Origin of the sequence: Flavobacterium sp. (assembly GCF_035292545.1) — a bacterium.
GTDB lineage: Bacteria > Bacteroidota > Bacteroidia > Flavobacteriales > Flavobacteriaceae > Flavobacterium.
Genome location: NZ_DATDPV010000040.1, coordinates 18,300 through 42,808, shown reverse-complemented (window position 1 = coordinate 42,808; position 24,509 = coordinate 18,300). Strand labels below are relative to the sequence as shown.

The 24,509-nt window shown below is 36.1% G+C and carries 25 protein-coding genes; 12 read left to right on the top strand and 13 right to left on the bottom strand.

The window, feature by feature from the left end; genetic code table 11:
• Positions 1–7: 7 nt before the first annotated feature.
• The 9 genes from rpmG to VI621_RS06820 all read right to left on the bottom strand — a co-directional run bounded on the left by rpmG (position 8) and on the right by VI621_RS06820 (position 8,014).
• On the bottom strand, positions 8–190 hold the full coding sequence (gene rpmG, locus VI621_RS06860; protein WP_008253902.1) for a 50S ribosomal protein L33: 183 nt from the start codon (positions 188–190) through the stop codon (positions 8–10).
• A gap of 26 nt (positions 191–216) precedes the next feature.
• Complete coding sequence (rpmB, locus tag VI621_RS06855; protein WP_024980263.1) at positions 217–453, bottom strand: 50S ribosomal protein L28; 237 nt, start codon at positions 451–453, stop codon at positions 217–219.
• Positions 454–524: 71 nt separating this feature from the next.
• A complete protein-coding gene (locus VI621_RS06850) occupies positions 525–1,778 on the bottom strand; it encodes a CinA family nicotinamide mononucleotide deamidase-related protein (RefSeq protein WP_324217639.1) in 1,254 nt (417 codons plus the stop codon).
• A 79-nt stretch (positions 1,779–1,857) separates the two neighbouring features.
• Positions 1,858–2,202, bottom strand: coding sequence for a histidine kinase (locus VI621_RS06845; protein WP_324217638.1), 345 nt, complete (start codon positions 2,200–2,202; stop codon positions 1,858–1,860).
• Positions 2,202–2,813, bottom strand: a complete 612-nt coding sequence (locus tag VI621_RS06840; RefSeq protein ID WP_324217746.1) for a fumarylacetoacetate hydrolase family protein — start codon at positions 2,811–2,813, stop codon at positions 2,202–2,204. Before VI621_RS06840 ends, VI621_RS06845 begins: the two co-directional genes overlap by 1 nt.
• Positions 2,814–2,912: 99 nt before the next feature.
• Positions 2,913–3,689 carry a 3'-5' exonuclease gene (locus VI621_RS06835; protein WP_324217637.1) on the bottom strand — a complete coding sequence of 259 codons (777 nt, stop codon included), beginning with the start codon at positions 3,687–3,689 and terminating at the stop codon, positions 2,913–2,915.
• Between the two features lie 102 nt (positions 3,690–3,791).
• On the bottom strand, positions 3,792–5,348 hold the full coding sequence (locus tag VI621_RS06830; RefSeq protein ID WP_324217636.1) for a T9SS type A sorting domain-containing protein: 1,557 nt from the start codon (positions 5,346–5,348) through the stop codon (positions 3,792–3,794).
• Positions 5,349–5,464: 116 nt separating this feature from the next.
• Positions 5,465–6,757, bottom strand: coding sequence for a dihydrolipoamide acetyltransferase family protein (locus VI621_RS06825; protein WP_324217635.1), 1,293 nt, complete (start codon positions 6,755–6,757; stop codon positions 5,465–5,467).
• A gap of 84 nt (positions 6,758–6,841) precedes the next feature.
• Positions 6,842–8,014 carry a glycosyltransferase family 2 protein gene (locus VI621_RS06820; protein WP_324217634.1) on the bottom strand — a complete coding sequence of 391 codons (1,173 nt, stop codon included), beginning with the start codon at positions 8,012–8,014 and terminating at the stop codon, positions 6,842–6,844.
• Between the two features lie 258 nt (positions 8,015–8,272).
• On the opposite strand from VI621_RS06820, the gene VI621_RS06815 reads away from it, so the two are divergent.
• Complete coding sequence (locus VI621_RS06815; RefSeq protein ID WP_324217633.1) at positions 8,273–10,135, top strand: ABC-F family ATP-binding cassette domain-containing protein; 1,863 nt, start codon at positions 8,273–8,275, stop codon at positions 10,133–10,135.
• Between the two features lie 226 nt (positions 10,136–10,361).
• The gene (locus VI621_RS06810) at positions 10,362–10,925 is read left to right on the top strand and encodes a DUF4256 domain-containing protein (protein ID WP_324217632.1); all 564 of its coding nucleotides are present in this window, start codon (positions 10,362–10,364) and stop codon (positions 10,923–10,925) included.
• Positions 10,926–10,957: 32 nt separating this feature from the next.
• On the opposite strand, the gene VI621_RS06805 is transcribed toward VI621_RS06810, so the two are convergent.
• Positions 10,958–11,722 (bottom strand): oxygenase MpaB family protein, encoded by a 765-nt coding sequence (locus VI621_RS06805; protein WP_324217631.1) that lies wholly within the window; start codon positions 11,720–11,722, stop codon positions 10,958–10,960.
• 175 nt (positions 11,723–11,897) lie between these two features.
• Here VI621_RS06805 and VI621_RS06800 point away from each other — a divergent pair, with 175 nt between their 5' ends.
• From VI621_RS06800 to VI621_RS06790, 3 genes are all read left to right on the top strand, one after another.
• A complete protein-coding gene (locus VI621_RS06800; protein ID WP_324217630.1) occupies positions 11,898–12,182 on the top strand; it encodes a hypothetical protein in 285 nt (94 codons plus the stop codon).
• An 11-nt stretch (positions 12,183–12,193) separates the two neighbouring features.
• Positions 12,194–12,457, top strand: coding sequence for a hypothetical protein (locus VI621_RS06795; RefSeq protein WP_324217629.1), 264 nt, complete (start codon positions 12,194–12,196; stop codon positions 12,455–12,457).
• Positions 12,458–12,573: 116 nt separating this feature from the next.
• Positions 12,574–12,951, top strand: a complete 378-nt coding sequence (locus VI621_RS06790) for a DUF2809 domain-containing protein (RefSeq protein ID WP_324217628.1) — start codon at positions 12,574–12,576, stop codon at positions 12,949–12,951.
• Positions 12,952–13,018: 67 nt separating this feature from the next.
• Here VI621_RS06790 and VI621_RS06785 read toward each other — a convergent pair whose 3' ends face one another.
• Both VI621_RS06785 and VI621_RS06780 read right to left on the bottom strand, forming a co-directional pair.
• Positions 13,019–13,570, bottom strand: a complete 552-nt coding sequence (locus tag VI621_RS06785) for a DUF4494 domain-containing protein (RefSeq protein ID WP_324217627.1) — start codon at positions 13,568–13,570, stop codon at positions 13,019–13,021.
• A gap of 215 nt (positions 13,571–13,785) precedes the next feature.
• Positions 13,786–15,336: an SDR family oxidoreductase gene (locus VI621_RS06780; protein WP_324217745.1), complete on the bottom strand. Its 1,551-nt coding sequence runs from the start codon at positions 15,334–15,336 to the stop codon at positions 13,786–13,788.
• Positions 15,337–15,523: 187 nt separating this feature from the next.
• Between VI621_RS06780 and VI621_RS06775 the strand changes: the two genes are divergently transcribed.
• Positions 15,524–16,309 (top strand): class I SAM-dependent methyltransferase, encoded by a 786-nt coding sequence (locus tag VI621_RS06775; protein WP_324217626.1) that lies wholly within the window; start codon positions 15,524–15,526, stop codon positions 16,307–16,309.
• A 52-nt stretch (positions 16,310–16,361) separates the two neighbouring features.
• Here the strand turns inward: VI621_RS06775 and VI621_RS06770 are convergent, their stop codons facing one another.
• A complete protein-coding gene (locus tag VI621_RS06770) occupies positions 16,362–17,033 on the bottom strand; it encodes a hypothetical protein (RefSeq protein WP_324217625.1) in 672 nt (223 codons plus the stop codon).
• A 219-nt stretch (positions 17,034–17,252) separates the two neighbouring features.
• On the opposite strand from VI621_RS06770, the gene VI621_RS06765 reads away from it, so the two are divergent.
• From VI621_RS06765 to VI621_RS06740, 6 genes are all read left to right on the top strand, one after another.
• A complete protein-coding gene (locus VI621_RS06765) occupies positions 17,253–17,966 on the top strand; it encodes an ABC transporter ATP-binding protein (RefSeq protein WP_324217624.1) in 714 nt (237 codons plus the stop codon).
• Positions 17,967–17,976: 10 nt separating this feature from the next.
• The gene (locus VI621_RS06760) at positions 17,977–18,834 is read left to right on the top strand and encodes a hypothetical protein (protein ID WP_324217623.1); all 858 of its coding nucleotides are present in this window, start codon (positions 17,977–17,979) and stop codon (positions 18,832–18,834) included.
• Between the two features lie 63 nt (positions 18,835–18,897).
• Positions 18,898–19,470, top strand: coding sequence for a cob(I)yrinic acid a,c-diamide adenosyltransferase (locus VI621_RS06755; protein WP_324217622.1), 573 nt, complete (start codon positions 18,898–18,900; stop codon positions 19,468–19,470).
• Positions 19,471–19,654: 184 nt separating this feature from the next.
• On the top strand, positions 19,655–19,876 hold the full coding sequence (locus VI621_RS06750; RefSeq protein ID WP_022828503.1) for a DUF2795 domain-containing protein: 222 nt from the start codon (positions 19,655–19,657) through the stop codon (positions 19,874–19,876).
• 90 nt (positions 19,877–19,966) lie between these two features.
• Positions 19,967–23,323: a preprotein translocase subunit SecA gene (gene secA / locus VI621_RS06745; protein WP_324217621.1), complete on the top strand. Its 3,357-nt coding sequence runs from the start codon at positions 19,967–19,969 to the stop codon at positions 23,321–23,323.
• Between the two features lie 104 nt (positions 23,324–23,427).
• Positions 23,428–24,426, top strand: coding sequence for a hypothetical protein (locus VI621_RS06740; RefSeq protein WP_324217620.1), 999 nt, complete (start codon positions 23,428–23,430; stop codon positions 24,424–24,426).
• The last annotated feature ends 83 nt before the right edge of the window (positions 24,427–24,509 follow it).

Sequence of the window (24,509 nt, the reverse complement as noted above, 5' to 3'; positions counted from 1 at the left end):
CTAATTATTATTTAATTTCTTTATGAACTGTTACACGTTTCAAGATTGGATTAAATTTCTTAATCTCTAATCTGTCTGGAGTATTTTTTTTGTTCTTTGTTGTTATGTATCTAGAAGTCCCCGGAACACCTGATGTTTTGTGTTCTGTACATTCTAAAATTACCTGAATTCTATTACCTTTCTTTGCCATCTTGCTATATATTTATTAGGAATGGATTATTTAATAAATCCTTCTGACTGTGCTTTTTTCAAAACTGCAGCGATTCCATTTTTATTAATTGTTTTTATTGTAGATGCTGCTACTCTAAGAGTAATCCATCTATCTTCTTCAGGAAGATAAAAACGCTTTTTAACTAAGTTAACGGAAAACTTTCTCTTAGTTTTATTCATAGCGTGAGAAACGTTATTTCCTACCATCGCTCTTTTACCTGTAAGGTCACAAACTCTTGACATTATCTTATCTTTTATCGTTATTCAAATCGAGGGTGCAAAGTAACAAAAAATAAACCTATAATACAAAATAATTAAAGTAGATTTTTTAAAATTTCTTTCTGCAACATTTCCAATCCTTTATTTACGGTTCTATCTATCACTTTTTCACGGGGTTGACCAAAATTAAATTCTTCGACGATAACTTCGTTTGGTGTGGCCAAAGCGATAAAAACGGTTCCGATTTCGGCATTTTCGTCTCCTTTTGACGGTCCGGCGTTTCCGGTTGTGGCAATTGCGTAATCGGTTTTCATGAGTCGTTTTATGGCGATGGCCATTTCTTTTGCTACCTGAGCACTGACTACCGAATGTTCTTTTACCAATGCTTCCGAAAGTCCTAAAACGGATATTTTGGTTTCTGTCGCATACGAAACCACGCTTCCTTTGAAATAATTGGAAGCGCCGGCAACTGCCGTTAAAACCTGTGCAATTTTACCGCCGGTGCAACTTTCGGCTGTCGCAAGGGTTTTCTTTTGCTGAGTTAATAATCGTCCGAGAACGACTTCTATCGTATCCGAATCCTCAAAACCAACGATAATATCTCCGATGATTTTGGTTAACGAAATCACGTTTTCTTCAATCTTTTTTTCTAAGAATTCTTTATCGGTTCCTCTTGCCGAAAGTCGCAAACGCACTTTTCCCGGACTAGGCAAATAGGCTAGTTTGATAAATTCAGGTAAATTATTTTCCCAGTTTTCAATACGTTCTGCCACAAGGCTTTCGCCCTGTCCGTAGGTAAGAATTGTTTTATGAATGATATATGGTCGTTTGTATTCTTTGATAACTTTTGGGATGATTTCGTTTTCGACCAAATATTTCATTTCATACGGAACGCCGGGTAACGAAATAAAAACGGTATTTTCTTTTTTCATCCACATTCCTGGAGCCGTTCCCACTTTATTGTGAAGTACCGTACATTGCGAAGGAACCAGTGCCTGGTCTTTATTCATTTGCGAAGCCGGGCGATTCATCACGCGCTCGATTAGATCGATTACATGAGCTTCCACGTCTTTGTTCACTACTAAAGTATCTCCGAAATACTCACACAAGGTTTTTTTGGTAATATCATCTTTTGTTGGACCTAAACCTCCGGTAATAATGACTAAATCGACTTGATTTTGCAATTGGGCTAAAGTATCTAAGATATGTTGTTTGCTGTCTGAAATAGAAATCATTTCGTGGATTTCTACTCCGATTCGATCTAATGATTTTGCAATGAATCCTGAATTGGTATCGACAATTTGGCCTATCAGAATTTCATCACCAATAGTAACTATGGTTGCTTTCATTTTTTGATGTATGTTGGATATAAAGAAAAAAGACAAAAATTATCAACTGATACTTTTTGTCTTTCTAATTGATTTATGACTATAAACTGAAGTCTTTCTTGATTTCTTTGACCGCTTTCTCTACTTGGTGGGCTACACTTTTATAGATTTCTTTGATCTCTTTCTTTTTGCCTTCGGTTTTTGTCCAGGCTTCTATTTGCAGAATTTCTTCATAAGCCACATTCAGTCCCAATAAATCAAGAGAAGGCTTGATTTTATGCGCATAACTATAGGCTTTTTTGTGGTTTTTTTCTTCGATTCCGTCTTTAACCTGTTCCAAATCTGAAGGCACTTCTGTGACAAACAAATTAATGATTTCTGATACAAATTCCGGATCGTTATCTGAAAGTGCGTACACTTTTGCTAGGTTGTAATGTAAAGCCATTATTTTACGTGTATTCTAAATAGTTTATTTCCCTCTAAAAATCCTTCTAAAACATCTTCTGGTTTCACAATCCCAACACCTTCCGGTGTTCCGGTAAAAATAATATCTCCAATTTTTAGCGTAAAATATTGAGAAACATAGGATATAAGTTCATCAATTTTCCACAACATATGACTGGAATTCCCTTTTTGGACTGTTTCCCCATTTTTGGTTAATTCAAATGTAAGATTTTCTAGTGAACTAAAATTACTTTTTGGTAAAAATTCTCCAATAACTGCTGAGCCGTCAAATGCTTTGGCTTTTTCCCACGGCAATCCTTTGTCTTTCAGTTTTTGTTGTAAATCTCGCGCCGTAAAATCGATTCCTACTCCAATTTCATCATAATATTTATGGGCAAATTTAGCATCAATATATTTCCCGACTTTATTTATTTTTACAATAATTTCAAGTTCATGATGAATGTCTTCCGAAAATTCCGGAATCACAAACGGATGTTGTTTTAATAAAACAGCCGAATCCGGTTTCATGAAAACTACCGGTTCTTGTGGCCTTTCGTTTTGTAATTCTTCAATATGTTTGGTATAATTTCTACCGATACAGATGATTTTCATTTCTTTTCTTGGAGCTATTCCCGCGATCCGTTGCAATCTTTTTTGTTTTTAAAGAAAAAACAAAAAAGGATTTCCACTTCTATCAGGGCTATTTTTATTCTAGCTTAATTTATTATTCAGTTTTCGAAGTTTAATGGCCGTCAATACTTTTTTGGTATAAAGCGGAAAATCAGCATTTTGAATCCAGCTGAAATAGCCCGGTTCATTCTCAAGTACTTTTTCTACTTTTACTCCTTTGTGTTTCCCAAAAGTAAAAATCTCTTCGTCTTCCTTGTCAAAGGCTATCATTCCGGCAAAATCGGCAATTTTTTTTCTGGTCGAGAATTCCGACAGCAATTTCATATCATTTTCCAATTCCGGGTAACGGTCTAATTGGGCTTTCAGGATTTCGTAAGTCGCCATGGTATCGGCTTCGGCTGAATGTGCGTTTTCTAAGTTTTGACCGCAATAGAATTTTAATGCTGCACCCAAAGTGCGTTCTTCCATTTTATGGAAAATCGTTTGAATATCAACAGAAACGCGGTTTTTCATGTCAAAATCTATTCCGGCACGAAGCAATTCTTCGGCTAGTAACGGAATATCAAATCGATCTGAATTGAATCCTGCTAAATCGGAATCTTTAATCATGGTATAAACCTGCGAAGCCAGCTCATTGAATGTGGGTTCATTAGCCACTTTTTCATCGGTAATTCCATGAACTGCGGTAGTTTGTGGCGGAATTGGGATCGTTGGATTAACCAGCCAGGTTTTGCTTTCTTTATTTCCGTTTGGAAAAACTTTGAATATCGATATTTCTACAATTCGATCTTTAGCCACTTCAATTCCAGTAGTTTCAAGGTCAAAAAAGCAAATTGGTTTGTTTAATTTCAGTTCCATTTTTAGGTTTTATGAAACGCAAATATACTTTAATATAAAACAATATAAAAACAAAAACCCGTCAGGTGGGAAACTGACAACTTTGTTACATTCTTTACTTTATTACTTAACAATTTTAACATTTGAAGCAGTGCTGCCGTTAGATATATTCAAGAAATAAATACCTTTGGATAACGTTTCCGGCAATTCTAATTTTTGGGAATGATAGCCGGTTTGAAATGTTTTGCCTTTTATTAAATTAGCAATCTTTACTCCATTAATATTAAACAAATCGATGGATAATTCTTCAGATTCCTTTAGATTAAAATCTAAATTCACCATTTCATTTACCGGATTTGGATAAACTGAAAAGGTGTTTTTTTGAATACTGAATTCAGGATTAGACAATTGCACTCCCGAATTATACCGCAACAAAACAGAATGAGGATGAGAGGAAAGAAACGCTTCACTTTTTGCTCCACCGACCACAATTTTACCATCGGATTGCAAGGCCACTGCACTTGCCGAGCTTCTGGTACTCTCTCCAATAGATGTAATAACAACACCATTGCTTCCAAAAGTAACATCTAAATCTCCATTGATTAGATAACGCGCCAAGGCAATATCATTATAATTCTCAGCATTCTCATAAGATCCGGCTACTACTATTTTACCATCGGATTGGATAGTTAATGCACCCACAAAGGGCGCTGTAACTTTTCCATTTATCCCAAAACTGGTATCTAAATCCCCATTAGACTCAAGGCGCAACAATTTAGTAGAAATAATAAAAGAATAAAGTGGTTCCTGATGGTACGAATAATCCGTTAATACTATTTTCCCGTCAGATTGAATTTTTACATGCGTAGCACTGTCATTATCATCAATATCAATGATTACTATTCCGTTAGTTCCGAAAGTAGTATCTAATGCACCGTTAGTATTATATCTTACAATCGCTAAATCGCTACTATTACCACCATCGGACGAAGTAGATCCCGAAACAATAATTTTTCCATTAGACTGTAGCGTTACTGCATGTCCAAAATCTTTCCCTCCTATTGATGTTGCAACTACTCCATTTGTACCAAAATTAGTATCCAAAACACCATCTTTACTGTATCGAACTAATCCAAAATTCCTATTGGAACCCTCAAATAAAAATCCGGCAGCGATGATTTTTTCATCAGACTGGGCTGCTAAAGAATTAAATCTAACGGAATCTTTCATAACTATTCCACCAACTCCAAAGCTAGTATCTAAAGTCCCATTTAGATTATATCTTATTAAACCAGCATTAAAACTTGTACTGGCTATTCCGCCAATAATTTTACCATTTGTTTGCAGCAGTACAGACTCAGAATTTAAGGGCAACATTAATCCCAAAACATCACCTATCACTTTCCCATTAGTACCAAAAGTACTATCAAGGGAACCATCCATATTATACCTGGCCAAACCATGTTGATTATAACCACTGTGATCAAAAACATTCCCAGCTGCTATTATTTTCCCGTCAGGTTGTATAGCTAAAGCCCTGACATCAGATTCATATTGTCCAAAATGAGTAATTACTTTCCCCTGGTCTCCAAAAGTGGGGTCAAGACTTCCATATTGTGCAAATGCGACAGTAGAATTAAATAAAAATACAACTAAAAAAAAAGGTATAATTTCTTTCATGATTTCTATTCTTTTGATAACTACTAATTTACGATTTTTTAAATACTGACAATCAATTAATTACAAAAAAAAATGACCTCAAATTGAGGTCATTTTTTAAATAATTTTATCTGATTTTAGAAATCTCTATTTACATCAAAAGCTTCTAAATAATCCGCTACGCGTTTCACAAATGAACCTCCAAGCGCACCATCTACAACTCTATGGTCATAACTGTGCGACAAGAACATTTTGTTACGGATTCCGATGAAATCCCCTTCCGGTGTTTCGATAACCGCCGGTACTTTACGAATCGCACCCAAAGCCAGAATCCCCACTTGTGGCTGGTTGATAATTGGCGTTCCGAAAACACTTCCGAATGTCCCAACGTTAGTCACAGTATAAGTTCCTCCTTGTGTATCGTCTGGTTTTAGTTTACCTGCTTTTGCACGGCTTCCTAAATCGTTTACTGCTTTTGCCATACCAACCAAGTTCAATTGGTCTGCATTTTTAATAACAGGAACGATTAAATTTCCGTTTGGCAATGAAGCTGCCATTCCTAAGTTGATATTTTTCTTTTTGATGATGTAATCGCCATCTACAGAAATATTCATTCCCGGGAAATCTTTCAAGGCTTTTGCCACGGCTTCCATAAAGATTGGCGTGAAAGTTAATTTCTCACCTTCTCTTTTCTCGAAAGCATTTTTATTTTTCTCTCTCCATTTCCAGATGTTCGTCACATCGACTTCGATGAATGACTGTACATGAGCCGAAGTTTGAACTGACGCTACCATGTAACCGGCAATCAGCTTACGCATTCTGTCCATTTCCACGATTTCGTCACCCCCGTTTACAGAAACCGGAGCCGCTTTTTGAGCCACTGGAGCTGAAGCTGCTTTTGGAGCTGCCGCAACTGGCGTTGCTGCTACTGGTTGACTTGCTCTATTTTTAACGTACTCTAATATATCGTTTTTGGTCACTCTTCCGTCTTTTCCTGCACCGCTGATAGCTTCCAGTTCGGCAACAGAAACATTTTCCTCTTTAGCAATGTTTTTTACTAATGGTGAAAAGAATTTTTCGGAATCGGCAAAATTTACCGGAACAGCAACTGCGTCTTTAGCAGTTTCTACTGTTTTGGCAATTGTTTCTACCGCTTGAGTTGCTGCTGCAGGAGCTTCAACAGCACCGCCTTCTGTTTCAATGATTGCAATGGTTTGACCTACTTGTACCACATCATCTATATTGAAAAGGATTTCAGTTAATATACCCGATACTTCCGATGGCACTTCGCTGTCTACTTTATCAGTAGCGATTTCAAGTACTGCTTCATCGGCTTCAATTTTTTCACCTACTTGTTTCAACCAGTTGGTAATGGTTGCCTCTGCAACACTTTCTCCCATTTTGGGTAATTTCAATTCAAACTTTGCCATATCTTTAAACTAAAGTTGTTTTTTCGTATTTGGTTTGCAAAATTACTAATTATTTTAAATTATAATTCCACAAAATGTAATTTTTTAATCAATTTTAATAATCTCACCTCTATCATTACTGCTATTACTTCCAATCATAAAAGAAGTATTTTGAGGAATAATTTTAAACGTAATCCCGAATTCTCGGGACTGACTTCTGTTTTTTTCCAGAAAAGCAATGATTTTTTTGAATGAAAAACTGTTGTTATCCAACAAAATTTCAATTTGTTTTCCTTTTGAATTTAAATGCGAAAATAACGTATTTTCATCAATGTTTGTTACCCAATGAAGCTTTTTTTGCAACTGTTTTTCTACTTTATTTTTTAGATTCTCATCCGAAGAGTACAAGACATATTCATCAATACTTAAATGGATTTGTTTCGCCTGATTTTTCTTTATTAAGGCAAAAAAGAAGGCTCCCAATCGCATGAAAACATCAAACAGGAACGATACATGGAAATGTTTCTGATAGAAAAAATGCATTGCTTCGCGAAACCGTTTCATATAGGTTCCGTCTTTTACCGTGCTTTCCCCTTTATAATGAATCGCCGAAGTTTCGTGGAAATAATAATTGGATTTTCCTTTTTGCAACACGGTATAGGACAAATCAATATCATCGGAATACATGAAACAATTTTCATCGAATCCGCCTACTTCGAGATATAAGTCGCGTTTCATGACCATAAAAGCACCCACCAGAATATCGACTTTACCCGTTTCATTTTCGTCTAAATATTGAGCATAATATTTATTAAAAAGAATTGATTTTGGAAAAGCTTTATATAAACCCGTGATTTTGGTAAAAGCTACCCAAGGTGTCGGAACGCCGCGTTTACTTTCTGGAAGAAAATTTCCCGTCCCATCAATGAGTTTACAGCCTACAATTCCTAATTCGGTTTGTTGCTTAGCGAAAGCCAGCACTTTTGTAAAAGTATCTTCGGCAACAACAGTATCAGGATTAAGAATGCAAATGTATTCGCCTTTGGCAATAGCAACACCAATATTATTGCCTTTTGGAAAACCTGAATTCTGCTTGTTTTCGATGAGTTTAACGTTTGGAAATCGTTGTTTCATCATGGCGCAACTGTCATCCGAAGAATTATTATCGACTACAATAATTTCGCCGTCAATAGTTTCGAGTGCATTTTGGACACTTAAAACACACTGCTCTAAAAAATAGCGAACGTTATAGTTGAGAATAATGACGGATAGTTGCATTTTTCAAAGATATATTTTAAGTATTAAAGTTGCAAAGGTTCTGAGCAGCAAAATGTAAAACACAAAAGACATTTATTAAATAGCCCCGATTGCAGTGAAAATCCTTTTTGTTCTTTCTTTAAGAACAAAAAGATTGTAGTGGAAAGCGGGAAAAAGATTCCTAAATAAATCCCAAACTTTTCGCTTCAAAAACAATTCGCAATTCGTAATTTTTAATTCATAATTTAAATAGCTTACTTTTGCAAAAAATTACTTCTTGTGAATTACTTATCTGTTGAAAATATCTCGAAATCTTTTGGTGAGCGTACGCTTTTTAAAGACATTTCGTTTGGAATTAATAAAGACCAGAAAATCGCTTTTATCGCCAAAAATGGTTCTGGTAAAACGACAATCATGAATATCATTAATGGTTTTGACGAACCCGACACCGGGCAAGTGATTCTGAGAAAAAGCATAAAAATGGCGTTTTTGTCGCAAGTAGGCAACCTTCAGGACGAATTGACGATTGAAGAAAGCATTTTTGCTTCGGATAACGAGACGCTGAAAGTGATTGAGGCCTATGAAAAAGCATTGGAAAATCCTGATGATGCTGAAGCCTACCAAAAAGCTTTTGACGGAATGGACCAGCATAATGCTTGGGATTTTGAAACACAATACAAACAAATTTTGTTTAAATTGAAGTTGGAAGACTTTAAACTGAAAGTAAAAAACCTTTCGGGTGGACAGAAAAAACGTTTGTCACTGGCTATCATTTTGATTAATCGTCCGGATCTATTGATTTTGGATGAACCTACGAATCACTTGGATTTGGAGATGATTGAATGGCTGGAAAGTTATTTTGCCAAAGAAAACATTACGTTGTTTATGGTAACGCACGACCGTTTCTTTTTGGAGCGTGTTTGTAACGAAATCATTGAATTGGACAACGGGAAATTATACCAATACAAAGGAAACTACTCTTATTATTTAGAGAAAAAAGAGGAACGTATCGCATCCGAAAATTCGAGTGTGGACAAAGCCCAAAACCTGTTTGTGAAAGAATTGGAATGGATGCGCCGCCAGCCGAAAGCGAGAACTTGTAAGAGTAAATCGCGTCAGGACGATTTTTATGAAATTAAGGAAAAAGCACAAAGCCGCCGACGTGAAAACAAAGTGGAACTGGAGATTAACATGGAACGCATGGGAAGCAAAATTATTGAGCTTCACAAGATTTCCAAAAAGTTTAAAGACCGTGTGATTTTAGATAATTTCAGTTTCGATTTTCAACGTGGTGAACGTATCGGAATTATTGGAAAGAACGGAACCGGAAAATCAACTTTCCTGAATCTATTAACAGGAACTATTCCTTTAGATGGCGGAAAAGTGGTGGTTGGTGAAACCATAAAAATGGGCTATTATACCCAAAGCGGTATTAATCCGAAACCGGGACAACGCGTCATTGACGTGATTAAGGAATACGGAGAATACATTCCATTGACGAAAGGAAAAATCATTTCAGCTTCGCAATTATTGGAGCGTTTTCTTTTTGACAGCAAAAAACAATATGATTTTGTAGAAAAATTGAGCGGTGGTGAGTTGAAACGTTTGTACTTATGTACAGTTTTGATTCAAAATCCGAACTTTTTAATTCTCGATGAGCCAACGAACGATTTAGATATCGTGACGTTGAATGTTTTGGAAAGTTTCCTTTTGGATTATCCAGGCTGTTTATTGGTGGTTTCGCACGATAGATACTTTATGGATAAAATTGTGGATCACTTATTCGTCTTTAGAGGCGAAGGGGTTATTGAAGATTTTCCAGGAAATTATTCCGATTTCAGAGCCTATGAAGATAGTGCCGACGTAGCGCAGAAAGAGGAAAACAAAGCCGAGAAAAAAGACTGGAAGCAAAATAATCCGACAGGAAATCTGACTTTCAACGAGCAAAAAGAATTTCAGAAAATCGAAAAGGAAATCAAAGATTTAGAGGTTCAGAAAATCGCTATCGAACAATTATTTTCTGACGGAACTGTTTCGGATGCCGATATTGAGAAAAAAGCAAATGAATTGCAAAATATAATCTCTAAAATTGAAGAGAAAGAAGAACGCTGGTTTGATCTTTCTGCTAAGATAGAAGGATAACGTGTTATTTCGACGAAGGAGAAATCTAGTTTTATTATTTACAACCCCAATGTTTTTTAGTGTAATGCTGAAAATGTTGGGGTTGATTTTTGGATAAAAAACAAGAGATTCTAAATGATACGAAAAGCCGAAATATAGTTTTTTGATGATTTTTAGTTTCTTTTATATATTTTTGAGATAAAACAAACTTAAAATTGTACGTAAATCACTATAACACATTATGACAATGGGAAATAAAAAGGAGTTGTCGTCAGAGCAACCTGAAGAACTGCTCAGAGTATTAAAAGGTCGTTTTGAGAAAAACATGGATCGCCACAAAGGCCTTGAATGGGATAAAATACAAGCAAAGCTGGAAGCTAATACTGAAAAACTGTGGTCGCTCAATGAAATGGAAAGGACTGGAGGTGAACCGGATGTTGTAGGTCATGATAAAAAAACGGGCGAATACATTTTTTATGATTGTTCATCGGAAAGCCCTAAAGGCCGCAGAAGTGTTTGTTACGACAATGAAGCGCTGAAATCAAGGAAAGAACATAAACCTGCAAATAACGCAATTGATATGACTACTGCAATGGGCATTGAAATTTTAACGGAAGAGCAATATAGAGGGTTGCAGCAATTTGGAAATTTCGATACGAAAACATCGAGCTGGTTGAAAACACCTTCTGAGATTAGAAAACTTGGTGGTGCCATCTTTGCTGACTACCGCTATGGCACTGTCTTCGTGTATCATAACGGTGCGGAATCTTACTATGCTGCCAGGGCATTTCGCGGCTCACTGAGAGTCTAAATATTGCATCAGACGATGTCGAGATTAGCTTTTTAATCCGAGTGCACATCCAGTTCGTTTATTTGGTCTTTATAATCCGAAGGGAGCAAGATACTTTTTAGCAACCAGTCCATCTTCATTAGCCTGCTGATTTTATACAACGGTATTAAAGGTGTAAGCAAGGAAAAATCTCTAAAATGCAATAGGTCTTTTACTCTATCGGGAACCACTAATTTTTGACCTTCAATCAACACCTTAAATCGTAGGACGCCAAGGTGCTTTTTATATTGTTTAAAAAGATCGGCTGTGTATTCACTCTTTTGCAGGTCTTCCAATAAATGTGCCTGTCGCACGGGTAGCCATTCGATATAAGTAAGCGGCAACTCTACCAATCCCATCCTCGCGCCAACACGATAAAAAACATTGTATACTTCTTCCTTTTCTTCATTGCTTAATTTTTCTTCGAGCAGTTCGTAGGCGGAAATGGAATAATGTATCAGCATAAACAGCACATCACGGTAAGCCCAGTCTGGTATTGTTGCGCCACGATTTTGTTCAACCGTACTATGTATTTGCCGCATGGTGTCAATAGCTTTATTGGCTTCATCCATTGACGAAAAAACAATCCTTCTAGCATACCTGACCGTGGAGAACAGCCTGCCTAAGGGATCGGAAGGCAACTTGCCGGTAAAGTAAAGCCAGTCCACAGCTTTATTAAGGGCAAATTCAGCAGCGGCACCCGCAAAAATAAAAAGTACGGTGTCGCTCTTGCCCCAGATTTTCCTAACTACCGATTTTTTTTCGACAAATAATTGCATAAGTAAAATTGTTTTTTTGCAAAGTTACTAAAAATTCACAAATCAAAAGTACTTTGTATTTCAAAGTTATGTATATTTGTAAAACAAAAATCCGGAATGAAACTTATTAAAAATTTAAGAACTATACTTTCGGATATTTACTAACAAATTATTAATAACAAAAAAAATTATGATTATGGAAGAGAAAAGACTTTTCGGCATTGTGATCACAGTAGCACTTCTATTGTGCATCCCTTTAATAGCGATGCAGTTCACAGCTGAAGTGAACTGGACCCTGTCCGATTTTGTTGTCGCGGGTATCCTGTTGCTCGGCACAGGCCTCCTGTGTGAGTTTGTAATGAGGAAGGCAACCAAAACCGGGCAACGAATCGGTATCATTGCAGTTATTCTCGCAGTGCTCTTTCTTATTTGGGCTGAACTTGCAGTCGGCCTTTTCGGGACACCTTTCGCCGGATCTTAGACAGAAAAACCATGAAAGACAACATCACATCATCTATAATCAGCTGGCTATTTGGCCTGGTTGTTTTTGCTATCGGCGTTTTGAATTTATTTTTAGTACACGCCGTTCCGGGAGTCATTTGCATTCTTCTGTCTCTTGTTTACTTTCCACCGGTAAATGAGATTCTCAAGAAAAGGTGTGGTTTCTCAATTCCGCTGGCAGTAAAAATTATTTTAGGCATCGTCATTATCTGGTTCACGTTAGGTGTGAGTGACCTTGGGGACATGATTGACTAATCGTGTCTCAAGATTGCTAGCTTTGCGATTTTCCCTTGCATACTACAACAGTAATTATTAAATAATTTCAATAGTCTTGTTCAAAATAACAATAAAAACACAACTTTTAAAACATCATGCTCCAATTCAACATTAACTATTTTGGTCTGACAATCTTACTGTTTTTCACGGAAGTGCTAATTGCACTTTTTGTTCATGATGCTTTTATAAGACCTTATATTGGCGATGTATTGGTTGTCATTTTAATGTATTGCTTTTGTAAATCTTTTGCGAATCTGCCAGTTCTTCCCGTGGCATTATTTGTTTTGTCTGTGGCCTTTCTTATTGAAATACTGCAGGGATTTAATATCGTTGCAAAAATCGGCTTGGAAAAATCAAAATTGGCCAATGTGGTCCTCGGGAATTCGTTCTCCTGGATTGATTTCCTAACTTATATTGTAGGATTTCTTATTATTATCGCTATGGAAAATAGGCTGGCTAAAAAAGTGCGGTAATTTCCATTTTTTATGAATAATTTAAATTAAAAATTAATTGCAAACAATGGAAATTAAATACTTAAAGTTACCCTACAATAGCAGTATCAAATTCCATATGATCTACTATTTCTGCTCCTTCACTTGTTTCAGGTTTAGAACCTTTGAGCGCATTAAATTTTTCTAATTGTTCCAGTTCTCCTTCTTCGCCACTGAAATAAGGGAAAACATCCATAATCGGAGATTCCGAAATAGCGGGTATGGTATAGTCACCCATGGTACCTTTCATTACACTGGTCGTGTTATCAAAAGCTTCTTTTACATCGTTGGCCTGCACTAATAAATACATATTCGACTTTCGTTCTTTGCCGCTTTCTTCGTCATAAGCCAATAAAGAAACTTTTGATTTAAACCAACGATCCGCATTTTCGAAGGGATGAATCTCTGCATAATTGGCCACTTTTATATTCGTGATTTTAAATTCTTCACTGATATAGGCAGACATCTCTTCATTAATTCTGGTTTCTGCTTCCGTATAGGATAAAGCATCTACCAAATAAGGTTCTGTTGTAATCTTTTGTACTCCAGTATCATTTGTTTTTCTATATTTTACTTTGCATTCGTACCAAGTTGTGCTCATCTTTATTTTTTTTAAGGAAGTCAAAGATAGATTTAAAAGAAAAATAAATCCACCATTCCTAAAATAGATATCCACAATTTCGGATGAATGTCTACATTGATTTTTACTGTCTTTGTGAACTCACTGCTCTTGTCCGAAACGATATGACCTAAAACAAAAAAACCACAACAAAATATAATTCTGTTGTGGTTTTTTATTTTTATAAATTACAGGTTTTACCAAGGAATCGGATTGTAATCTTTTAAAAACTTCCCGCACCAATGTTTTCCCGTATTGATTCCGTCAAACAACGGATCCATAACCCTTGCAGCACCATCCACAATGTCTAATGGCGGTTGAAAATCTTCCTCTTCTTGTTTTCTTTTGGCTAATTCTGCCGGATCTTCATCAGTTACCCAACCCGTATCTACCGCATTCATAAAAATACCGTCCTTTGCCAAAGTTCCTGAGGAAGTGTGCGTCAGCATATTCAAAGCGGCTTTGGCCATATTGGTATGCGGATGGCGGTCTTCCTTAAAAAAACGGTGAAACTTCCCTTCCATAGCCGAAACATTAATGATGTGTTTTTGTCCGGTGTTGTCTTTCTTCATGACTTCCGAAAGTCGATTACACAATACAAAAGGCGCCACCGAATTCACGAGCTGCACTTCAATCATTTCGGTTGTTTCAATTTGTCCTAATCGCAAACGCCAGCTGTTGGTTTTTCGCAAATCTACTTGTTGTAAATCGGCATCGAGTTCCCCTTCCGGGAAAACTTCATTCGCCACCAGTGCATTATCAAACGAATACGGAATTTGGGATAATTTGGCAGAAGCTCTTAAACCTATTCCAGGTTCAGGACCGTGCCAGGTTACCGGCATATTTTGATTGGAGGAAGCTCCGGCGGTCAATTCTTTTAATTCATCCAGACAATTGGTATGATCCAGTAATAAATCTTGTGCTTGTTTGGGTAAAGAAGCTATCGGACGCTCTTCATTTTCCATTAAATGGGTATAAAAACCCGCAGGACGTCTTACGGTTTGTGCCGCATTATTAATCAGAATATCCAAACGTTCGTATTTTTGCTCGATAAAATTGCAAAAAATCTCCACACTGGGAATATGTCGTAAATCCAATCCGTGAATTTTTAGGCGATGCCCCCATTCCATGAAATCCTCTTCCTTAGAAAAACGCAAGGCCGAATCCACCGGAAAACGAGTCGTTGCAATAACTGTAGCGCCTCCGCGCAAAAGCATTAAAGTGATGTGATAACCAATTTTTAGGCGAGAACCAGTAATAACGGCCACTTGTCCTTTTACATCTGCGGTTTGAAAACGTTTGGCATAATTAAAATCGCCACAATCCGTACACATTGTATCGTAAAAATGATGCATTTTGGTAAACTCTGTTTTACAAACGTAACAATTTCTGGGAGTTTCCAGTTCTAATTGTTCTTTAATAGCGAGATCATTAAAAGCTAATAATTTGGGTGCCATAAAAACACTCGCTTCACGGGCATAACGGATTCCGGTTTCCTTTCGGGCGGTTCTGTCCCGTTTTTCCATTTTGCGTTTGGCAGCTACTTTTCCGTCTTTTTTTCTACGGAAAAGCTCGTCACGGTCGGGTCGGGAAAACATTCCTGCCGCTTTGATTAAGGCCGTTCGTTGGTCTTTTGGGATATCAAATATTTGGTCTGTATCGGTATTCAATTGTGCTAAAATAGCGATGCATCTATCAATTTCTTCCGAAGTTATTGCAATATTAAGTTCTATTTCTTCCTTCATCATCATAAAAAACGGGTATTGTTTCTGGTATAAATTCCAAGGCCGCAAATATAGTCTTTAAAGTTTTAAAGTTAAAAGTGAAATGTGAATCGTAAAATTATGAGAAGTACAATACCCGAATTCTCGCTATTTACTTCTCAATATTATCTTTGTATATTCGCAGTCATTTGACAAACCCTATTTGAATTTTATGTTATTCCAAATAAAATCTTACCTGCAATTTCTTTGGCACTCTAAAAATGAGCATGCGGTACATTCGCCGTTTGTATTTAGTTTGTTGACGAAATGTTTTTATGACAAAAAATTAAAACCGGAATATGCTATTTTAAAAAAGTACAGAAACTCGCTTTTACAAAACAAAGAAACAATTGAAGTCACTGATTTTGGTGCGGGTTCGAAAGTTTTTAAATCCAATACCCGAGAAATTTCTAAGATCGCTAAAACCGCTGGTATTTCTCCGAAACGTGCGGAATTATTATTCAGAATCACAAATTATTTTCAGTCGGAAAGTCTTTTAGAGATTGGGACTTCTTTAGGATTGGCGACTTCTGCCCTATCATTGGGATCCCGAAGTGTCGGGACAAAAGCTAAAATTACGACGCTGGAAGGTTGTCCGGAAACGGCAAAAATTGCTCAAAAGCAATTCATATCATTTGGTTTAACCAATATAAATTTAGAAGTGACAGAATTCAATAATTATTTGAATAATCTTCAAACTTCAAACTTTAAACTCATTTACTTCGATGGCAATCATCAAAAACAAGCGACACTCGATTATTTCGAATCATTACTTCCAACGATAACCAACGAAACAGTTTGGATATTCGATGATATTCATTGGTCATCCGAAATGGAGGACGCTTGGAAATTAATAAAAAAGCATCCAAAAGTTACCGTTACCATCGATACTTTTCAATGGGGATTGGTGTTTTTCAGATACGAACAGAAAAAAGAGCATTTTATAATTAGGACATAAAAAAATGACAGCCATTACTGACTGTCATTTCTCACTTTGAATTAACAATTATTTATTCTTTAGCTTCTTTCATTTCTTCAGTTTTAGCACCCATTCTGTTAGCTTTTAACATTGGCCCAAATTTGAATTTTAAAGCAGCGATTTTTCTGTTGTCATCAGAAGAAAGTCCTTCTTTTTCTACAGTATTTTTTCTGCTGTCTAATGCTTCATACATTAATTTTACTTCATCCCAATCCTCACGAGTATAGCTGTCTTTATTATTTTCAGCAGTATGGATGAATTGTTGGTAAACACTATGGATGTTGTCTTTATTTACCCAGTCAAAATTCATGTCGTCACCAATTTTTCCTTCACCAAACAAAGCGTTTCTCAATTGTTGCTTAGGGTTTGCTGGAGCAGCAGGAGCAGCAGCTTGCATGTCAGCTTCCATTTTAGCTTTTAACGCTTCATATTTGGCTCTACTTGCATTTATTCTTTCTTGCGCTTTTTCTCTATCTTTTAAATTTTCTAAAGCAGCTTCTGCTTCGCTAACTCTCAATTGGTATGAAGCATCAATTGCTTCCCAGTTTGCTTTAGCGTCTGCATCAGCAACATTTCCTAAAGAGTCTACATATACTACATATGTATCTACTGATTTTTCTGCTTGTGTTTCTTTTTCATCTTTACAAGATGTAAATCCTACAGCGATTACCGCTAGTCCTAAAAACAAATTTCTTTTTTTCATAATTCTGGGTTTTTAAATATTATTCAAGTAAAAGTAGTTAATTTTGTTTTGTAAACAACATTTAACCTAAAAAATTAATAATAATTTAATATTTAAGTGAAAATTATCAAAAAATGTGACAATAATAAAATAAAATAAAGGAATTATATAACACTTACGTTAGAAATTTTATTTATAAAAATTTAAAAAAAACACTTACTTTTATCTCAAATAAAAAAAATGACCACACCACTTATAAAAATTACCAATATAAAAAGAGATTTTATTCTCGGAAATGAAATCGTTTATGTCCTAAAAGGCATTGATTTAGAAATAAATAAAGGAGAATATGTTGCCTTAATGGGGCCTTCCGGTTCCGGAAAATCAACTTTAATGAACCTTTTGGGTTGTTTAGACACGCCAACTTCCGGAACCTATATATTAAATGGAAAAGATGTCAGTCAGATGAAAGATGACGAACTGGCCGAAATCCGTAATAAAGAAATAGGTTTTGTTTTCCAGACTTTCAATCTTTTACCCAGAACTACCGCTCTGGATAATGTGGCGCTTCCCATGATTTATGCCGGATATTCAAAATCCGAACGAAAAACGAGAGCCGAACAAGTTCTGACCCAAGTTGGCCTGGCTGACCGTATGGATCATCAGCCCAACCAACTTTCCGGCGGACAAAGACAACGTGTGGCTGTTGCAAGGGCCTTGGTAAACAGCCCATCCATCATTTTAGCCGATGAACCTACAGGAAATTTAGACAGTAAAACCTCTGTAGAAATCATGAATTTATTTAACGAAATTCATACCAATGGCAACACGGTTATTGTAGTTACCCACGAAGAAGAAATTGCGAAACATGCTCATAGAATTATCCGTTTACGTGATGGTTTGATTGAAAGTGACACCAAAAACGTTGTTGAAAATGAACTCGTTTCTTTGTAATTCAAACAAAATGAATTTAGCTTTACTGACTTGCGAAAAACTGCCTGAATTAACTCCCGCAGACCAACTTTTAATTCCGGAATTAGCCAAACACAATATCACTGCAAAAGCAGTGATATGGGATGATAAAAGGATTAATTGGAACGAGTTTGATTATTTAGTTTTCCGCAATACCTGGGATTATTTCGAAAAAGAATCCGAATTCAATCTTTGGCTTGACCAAATGGAACAATTAGGCATTAAAACCCTAAATCTAATTCAAGTCATCAAAAAAAACAAGCACAAATTCTACTTGCGTGAAATGCAGCAAAACGGAATACAAATTATTCCGACTGTTTTTATTGATAAAAGACTGAATCTTAATCTTTCGGAACTCATTCCTTCTCATTGGAAAAAAGCGGTTATCAAACCTGCATTTTCAGGAGGTTCATATCAAACGGCTGTTTTCGAGGTTTCTGATATTGAAAAAATCAATCAGGAATATAAAACGATTGCTTCCGAAAAGGAGTTATTAGTACAGGAATTCATGCCTGAAATTCAAACATTAGGCGAAACTTCTTTCATCTTTTTCAATAAAAAATTCTCCCATTGTATCAATAAGAAACCAATGGATGGTGATTTTCGAGTACAAGTACAATTTGGAGGAAAATATACCTTAATAGAACCTAGTTTAGAATTAACAGAAAAAGCGCAAAAAATAGTAAATACATTCAAGGAGGAACTATTATATGCCAGAGTTGACGGAATTGTCATCGAAAATGAATTGTATTTAATGGAAATCGAATGCATCGAACCCGATTTATATTTCGATTTAAGCGAAGGTTCGCCTCAAAGATTTGTCGAATCGATGTTAGAATTAATAAAATAAACATGTTTTTTGGTGTTCAATTCAATGAATAACCAAATAAACGAATACCCAAATAAATTAGAAATGAAAGTATATACTAAAACTGGAGATACCGGAACCACTGCTCTTTTTGGCGGCACACGCGTTCCAAAACACCACATTCGCATCGAAAGTTACGGAACCGTAGACGAACTTAATTCGCACATTGGTTTAATCCGCGATCAGGAAATGAATGTCCATTACAAGGAAATTCTCATTCAGGTGCAAGACCGACTGTTTACCGTTGGCGCAATTTTGGCCACTCCGCCAGAAAAAGAAATACTAAAAAACGGAAAACCAAGACTAAACATCCCGAAAATAATCGAAGGCGACATTCAATTGCTTGAAAATGAAATCGATGACATGGAAAATTCCTTACCGCCAATGACTCATTTTGTGCTTCCGGGCGGTCATACTACCGTGTCATATTGTCATATCGCCCGTTGCGTTTGCCGTCGTGCAGAACGTTTGGCGGTACATTTAAATGACATGGAACCTACAGATGTGTTCGTCATTAAGTACCTCAACCGACTTTCTGACTACCTTTTTGTCTTGGCACGAAAGTTGTCGCATGACCTGAACGCCGAAGAAGTAAAATGGATACCTGAGAAGCAGTAATTTCAGCTCAGTATTCAGTTAACAGAAGGCCATTTTTAGTCTCATTTTTTGGTTAAACCCTTAAACTTCAAACTTTAAACCTTAAACAAAAACTTACGTTCTTAACTTTTTTTAAAATAAATCATTTTTTACTTGACTTTTTCAGTAAAAAATTTATTTTTGCATAAACTAAAATCGATATCAAATGTATTGGACATTAGAATTAGCATCTTATTTAAGTGATGCACCGTGGCCTGCGACCAAAGATGAACTTATCGACTACGCTATTAGAGCTGGTGCTCCGCTAGAAGTGGTAGAAAACCTACAATCTATAGAGGACGAAGGAGAGATATATGAATCGATGGAAGAGATTTGGCCAGATTATCCTACGGACGAAGATTATCTTTGGAACGAGGATGAATATTAAAAAATAAAACCAATGAAAAAGTCTCATCAGAGGCTTTTTTTTTGGTTAAATTTGCTTAGATTATTATAAATAGAAATAGAAAAATATATTATGAGTTTCATAAACAGCATCCTTAAAGTTTTCGTTGGAGACAAGTCTCAAAAAGATGTTAAAGCTTTACAAGGAAATATCACTAAAATCAGAGCCTTTGAGAGTGCCTTGGAATCATTGTCTCACGACGAATTGAGAGCAAAAACCACTTATTTCAAAGAGAAAATAAAAGAAGCCCGCGCTGATAAAGATGCGAAAATTGCCGCATTGCAACTCGAAGTGGAAAGCATTGAGGACATCGATAAAAGAGAAGACATCTACACTGCTATTGACGCGCTGGAAAAAGAAGCTTATGAAATTTCTGAAAAGACATTAAGTGATCTTCTTCCTGAAGCTTTTGCGGTGGTGAAAGAAACAGCGAAAAGATTCAAAGACAATACTTCAATTAAAGTTACAGCGACTGCAAAGGACCGCGAACTTTCTGCTTCAAAAAGCTACATCACACTTGATGGCGACCATGCAGTTTGGGCCAATTCCTGGAGTGCTGCCGGAAAAGAAATCACTTGGGACATGGTACATTACGATGTTCAGCTGATTGGTGGTATGGTACTTCACAACGGAAAAATTGCCGAAATGCAAACGGGGGAAGGAAAAACATTAGTAGCTACTTTGCCTCTTTATTTAAATGCTTTAACCGGAAACGGCGTGCATTTAGTAACCGTGAATGACTATTTGGCAAAAAGGGATAGTACCTGGAAAGCGCCTTTATTCGAATTCCATGGTTTGACCGTAGATTGTATCGACAACCACCAACCGAATTCTGACGAAAGAAGAAAAGCCTACGAAGCTGATATCACTTACGGAACAAATAACGAATTTGGTTTTGATTATTTGAGAGACAACATGGCCCATGCACCATCGGATTTGGTTCAAAGAAAACACAATTATGCTATTGTCGATGAGGTCGATTCCGTTTTGATTGATGATGCCAGAACGCCATTGATTATTTCTGGTCCGGTTCCACAAGGGGATCGTCACGAATTCAACGAATTGAAGCCGAAAATCGAAAATTTAGTTGCTTTACAAAGACAATTAGCCAATGGATTTTTATCGGAAGCTAAAAGATTAATCAAAGAAGGAAATACTAAAGAAGGTGGTTTCAATTTATTGAGAGCCTACAGAAGTTTACCAAAAAATAAAGCTTTAATCAAATTTTTGAGTGAAGAAGGCATCAGACAATTGCTTCAAAAAACCGAAAATCAATATTTGCAGGACAACAAACGCGATATGCATATTGCCGATGAAGCCTTGTATTTTGTAATTGAAGAAAAAAACAATCAGGTAGAATTAACGGATAACGGAATCCAATTCCTTTCTCAGGATACAACCGACAACAATTTCTTCGTTCTTCCGGATATTGGAACTGAAATTGCTGCCATCGAAAAGAAAAAATTAGACAAAGACGCGGAAGCGGAAGAAAAAGAAAAATTATTTCAGGATTTCAGCATCAAAAGTGAAAGGATCCACACCTTAACGCAATTGCTAAAAGCATACAGCTTATTCGAAAAAGATGTCGAGTATGTGATCATGGACAACAAAATCATGATTGTTGATGAGCAAACCGGTCGTATTATGGATGGTCGTCGTTATTCAGATGGTTTACACCAGGCGATTGAAGCAAAAGAAAATGTAAAAATCGAAGCCGCTACGCAAACTTTTGCTACCGTAACCTTGCAGAATTATTTCAGAATGTACAGCAAATTAGGCGGTATGACTGGAACAGCAGTTACAGAAGCGGGTGAACTTTGGCAAATTTACAAATTGGATGTAGTAGAAATCCCTACCAACAAACCAATGTTGAGAAAAGACAAAGAAGATTTAATTTATAAAACGACTCGTGAAAAATTCAACGCCGTTATTGAAGACGTAACGGAATTATCACAAGCAGGAAGACCAGTTTTAATTGGTACCACATCTGTTGAGATTTCTGAATTATTAAGTCGAATGTTGAAAATGCGCGGTGTAGCCCACAACGTATTGAATGCAAAAATGCACAAACAAGAAGCGCAAATCGTTGAAGAAGCAGGAAAAGCGGGAGTGGTAACTATCGCAACCAACATGGCTGGTCGTGGAACGGATATTAAATTATCTGCTGAAGTAAAAGCAGCCGGTGGTTTGGCCATTATCGGTACCGAACGTCACGATTCACGTCGTGTTGACCGTCAGTTACGTGGTCGTGCCGGTCGTCAGGGAGATCCGGGAAGTTCTCAATTCTACGTTTCTTTGGAAGATAACTTAATGCGTTTGTTTGGTTCTGAAAGGGTATCAAAAGTAATGGACCGAATGGGATTGAAAGAAGGTGAAGTAATTCAGCATTCTATGATGACCAAATCTATCGAACGTGCTCAGAAAAAAGTAGAAGAAAACAATTATGGTGTTCGTAAACGTTTATTAGAATATGATGACGTCATGAATGCGCAACGTGAAGTGGTTTACAAACGTCGTCGTCATGCTTTGCACGGAGAACGTCTAAAACTGGATATTGCCAATATGATGTATGACACTTGCGAACTAATCGTGGGTGACAATAAAATGGCAAATGATTTCAAAAACTTTGAATTCGAATTGATTCGTTATTTCTCTATCACGTCTCCGGTTACGGAAAGTGATTTCGGTAAATTGACAGAAATAGAATTGACCGGTAAGGTTTATAAAGCAGCATCTCAATATTACGCTGAGAAAACAGACCGTAGTGCCAGAGAAGCTTTGCCTATCATCAAAAATGTTTATGAAGATAAAAACAATCAGTTTGAACGTATTGTAGTTCCATTTACCGATGGTGTAAAATCATTGAACGTGGTTACTGATCTGAAAAAAGCATACGAAACCGAAGGAAAACAACTAATCGCCGATTTCGAGAAAAACATCACTTTAGCTATTGTTGATGAAGCTTGGAAAAAACACTTACGTAAAATGGACGAATTGAAACAATCAGTTCAATTGGCCGTTCACGAACAAAAAGATCCTTTGCTTATCTATAAATTTGAAGCATTCAAGTTGTTTAGCGGCATGTTAAATGGTGTAAACAAAGAAGTGATTTCATTCTTATTCAAAGGGGATTTACCACAACAAAATGCACCAACGATTCAGGAAGCAAAAGAAATTCGTCAAAAAGAAGATTATAAAATATCTAAAGACGAAGTTTTAAATTCTGATGAATTAGCAGAACAAAACCGTGAAGCGGGACAAACGCAACCACGTCAGATTACGGAAACTATCGTGAGAGACATGCCAAAGATTAACCGTAATGACAATGTTACGATTAAACAGGTTGCTACCGGCAAAACCGAAACCATGAAATTCAAAAAAGCTGAAAGTCTATTGGCTTCAGGAGAATGGGTTATCGTGAATGAATAAAAATCAGAACGTTGTTTTATAAATTCAACTTAATTTAAAAATTCTCCAGTTTGATTAACTGGAGAATTTTTTTTATTTACAAACAAAGTATCACTAAATTTAAAATGAAAAAAAAAATATCAATTATTCTATTCTTAATACTAAACTTTTTAACTGTAAACGCTCAATTTAGCTCGTATGGTATTGAGGGAATTCAAAAATTAAAAAAAACTAAAACCTATGTTGTTTTAACAGAAGATAACGAACCTTTTAATAAGTATATTAAAAAGGCTGTAGAAGAAAATTGGAAAATTACACCTTACGAATTTATTAGTTATAAAGATTTAGACCAATATAAATCCAGTGATGCAAATTCATTCCTACTAGTGTCTACTTTTAATCACAACGTCCAGTATGTAGGTGCATCTTTGGATTTTTATACCCACAAAAGTCATACGACTGATCGAGCTCCATACAAGATGGTTGCAAATAACACTTTTACACCTAATACTTCACCGGATTTTACTCAAACTTATGTATCTAATTATGGATCAACAGTAATTTCAATTCAAATGGGAGGTGTGGGAAGAAAATTTAATACCATTGCAAATTGGATGGTTATTTGTTATGCTGGTATGGATCAAAAAGGTTTAAGTTCACCAAAAATAATTCCATACATCAAATTATTAAACAATACAGCTGAATTGATTTTAAATGAAAATTTAAAAAAACTAAAAGTAAATGGTAAGGACTCTGAAAAAATCTACAATACCGAAGAATCTATAGCTAATAAAACACTACTGCTTTGGGAAGGAGACATACCAGCTTTGGCTAATGAAAAAGAAAAAGCTAAATTTAGCGAAGATAAAATAAAAGAGAATTTTACTGGCAAATTCAAGATTGTTAATGAGAATGAACTTTTAGAAAAAATTGAAAGTAAGGATGAGCAATTCTTATATTTTGGATACTTTGCAGAGGGAACATTTTCGGCAGTTTATTTGTATGATGCAAATGGAAAAATCTATTTTTATGATACAATGGGACGCGTTGGAACTCATGCCCCTGAGACTACAGGCTGGTTGAATTCCGTTTTACGTAAATTCGATATCCGATTTAAAAAATAAGAATCAAAAATCCTAAATAACGAAAGTAGTTGGGGATTTTTTTATATTTGATTCAATTAAATATTCCAAATTACAACCACTTT

Bases quoted from the DNA above. Each gene is read 5' to 3' on its own strand.
- VI621_RS06840 (WP_324217746.1), bottom strand. From the start codon at position 2,813: ATGAAAATCATCTGTATCGGTAGAAATTATACCAAACATATTGAAGAA.
- secA (WP_324217621.1), top strand. From the start codon at position 19,967: ATGAGTTTCATAAACAGCATCCTTAAAGTTTTCGTTGGAGACAAGTCT.
- VI621_RS06800 (WP_324217630.1), top strand. From the start codon at position 11,898: ATGGAAGAGAAAAGACTTTTCGGCATTGTGATCACAGTAGCACTTCTA.
- VI621_RS06820 (WP_324217634.1), bottom strand. From the start codon at position 8,014: ATGCAACTATCCGTCATTATTCTCAACTATAACGTTCGCTATTTTTTA.
- VI621_RS06845 (WP_324217638.1), bottom strand. From the start codon at position 2,202: ATGGCTTTACATTACAACCTAGCAAAAGTGTACGCACTTTCAGATAAC.
- VI621_RS06770 (WP_324217625.1), bottom strand. From the start codon at position 17,033: ATGAAAAAAAGAAATTTGTTTTTAGGACTAGCGGTAATCGCTGTAGGA.
- VI621_RS06750 (WP_022828503.1), top strand. From the start codon at position 19,655: ATGTATTGGACATTAGAATTAGCATCTTATTTAAGTGATGCACCGTGG.
- VI621_RS06780 (WP_324217745.1), bottom strand. From the start codon at position 15,336: ATGATGAAGGAAGAAATAGAACTTAATATTGCAATAACTTCGGAAGAA.
- VI621_RS06775 (WP_324217626.1), top strand. From the start codon at position 15,524: ATGTTATTCCAAATAAAATCTTACCTGCAATTTCTTTGGCACTCTAAA.
- VI621_RS06835 (WP_324217637.1), bottom strand. From the start codon at position 3,689: ATGGAACTGAAATTAAACAAACCAATTTGCTTTTTTGACCTTGAAACT.
- VI621_RS06805 (WP_324217631.1), bottom strand. From the start codon at position 11,722: ATGCAATTATTTGTCGAAAAAAAATCGGTAGTTAGGAAAATCTGGGGC.
- VI621_RS06810 (WP_324217632.1), top strand. From the start codon at position 10,362: ATGGGAAATAAAAAGGAGTTGTCGTCAGAGCAACCTGAAGAACTGCTC.
- rpmG (WP_008253902.1), bottom strand. From the start codon at position 190: ATGGCAAAGAAAGGTAATAGAATTCAGGTAATTTTAGAATGTACAGAA.
- rpmB (WP_024980263.1), bottom strand. From the start codon at position 453: ATGTCAAGAGTTTGTGACCTTACAGGTAAAAGAGCGATGGTAGGAAAT.
- VI621_RS06790 (WP_324217628.1), top strand. From the start codon at position 12,574: ATGCTCCAATTCAACATTAACTATTTTGGTCTGACAATCTTACTGTTT.
- VI621_RS06765 (WP_324217624.1), top strand. From the start codon at position 17,253: ATGACCACACCACTTATAAAAATTACCAATATAAAAAGAGATTTTATT.
- VI621_RS06795 (WP_324217629.1), top strand. From the start codon at position 12,194: ATGAAAGACAACATCACATCATCTATAATCAGCTGGCTATTTGGCCTG.
- VI621_RS06760 (WP_324217623.1), top strand. From the start codon at position 17,977: ATGAATTTAGCTTTACTGACTTGCGAAAAACTGCCTGAATTAACTCCC.
- VI621_RS06755 (WP_324217622.1), top strand. From the start codon at position 18,898: ATGAAAGTATATACTAAAACTGGAGATACCGGAACCACTGCTCTTTTT.
- VI621_RS06740 (WP_324217620.1), top strand. From the start codon at position 23,428: ATGAAAAAAAAAATATCAATTATTCTATTCTTAATACTAAACTTTTTA.
- VI621_RS06850 (WP_324217639.1), bottom strand. From the start codon at position 1,778: ATGAAAGCAACCATAGTTACTATTGGTGATGAAATTCTGATAGGCCAA.
- VI621_RS06830 (WP_324217636.1), bottom strand. From the start codon at position 5,348: ATGAAAGAAATTATACCTTTTTTTTTAGTTGTATTTTTATTTAATTCT.
- VI621_RS06825 (WP_324217635.1), bottom strand. From the start codon at position 6,757: ATGGCAAAGTTTGAATTGAAATTACCCAAAATGGGAGAAAGTGTTGCA.
- VI621_RS06785 (WP_324217627.1), bottom strand. From the start codon at position 13,570: ATGAGCACAACTTGGTACGAATGCAAAGTAAAATATAGAAAAACAAAT.